Below are 973 nucleotides of genomic sequence, written 5' to 3'. Positions count from 1 at the left end.
GGGGTCTACAAGGTGCAGCCCGGGGTGGCCTATGTGGGCGGCCTACGCGCCCAGCTCGATGAAGTCAAGAAGGTGACCCCCAGCGCCAAGCCGGTGGGGCTCTGGCTCGACATCTACCGGGCGGGCTCCCTGCTCGATGCCTGGGTGAATCACTTCACCCTGGCCCTGAGTGTGCCGGAGCTCACCGACTACCTGGACGCCAACGGCCATCAGCACCATGTGGCCAAGGTGGCCATCATCAATGCCAACGGCAGCGTCACCGACGTGCGCCGCAAGCGCACCATCGAGCTGGCCGGCGATGTCACCGGCAAGGGCATCCTGGAAGATGCCCAGGGCGTCACCATCGCAGTGGAAATCAAAGACGGCAGCCACCGCCACCAGTGGGCCGAGCTCGACCAGGTACCGGCCACCGCCAGCCGCTGGCCCAGTTGGGCAGAGGTGACCAGCAAGCCGGACCTGGCGGCGGGCAACCACACCCACCCGGGCACGCTGACCAATCCGATCCCGCTGGCCAAGGAAGACCTGAACACCCTCATCACCCCCAGCGTGTTTCGCCAGGATTCCGATGCCAATGCCGCGGCCTCGCTGAACTACCCAGAGCCTAAAGCCGGCTCCCTGACAGTGACCGCTGGCGCCGGGGTGCAGCAGCGTTACCACGTCTACAACACCTCCCGGATCTACACTCGCGCCCAGTACAACACCGGGGCTTTCACCCCCTGGGCCAGAGACTACAACACCCAGAACAAGCCGACAGCGGCGGAGGTGGGGCTTGGGCTGGTTGTCAACAAAGGGTGGAGTGCTGGGCCGGTTGCCGATACTTATGCGGTGCGGGATACGGCAGCCCAACTGCATGCTAGTACAATCAGAACCACCATCGCTAATGAGGCCAGCATTGCCGGAGCCATTGCATTTCGCGTCAATGCTGGCGGCGATAACTATCTACGCTATTGCAGCAATATAGGTGCAGTGCGGG

General features: G+C 63.7%; 1 protein-coding gene. It reads left to right on the top strand.

The features are described 5' to 3' along the window. Positions 1–973, top strand: a 973-nt coding sequence (locus tag GWQ22_RS21575) for a pyocin knob domain-containing protein (protein WP_275931638.1), incomplete at both ends; no start/stop codon positions are given.

The sequence above is a fragment of the Aeromonas sp. 1HA1 genome (assembly GCF_029237385.1).
GTDB lineage: Bacteria > Pseudomonadota > Gammaproteobacteria > Enterobacterales > Aeromonadaceae > Aeromonas > Aeromonas popoffii.
This window is presented reverse-complemented; position numbering and strand designations above follow the sequence as displayed.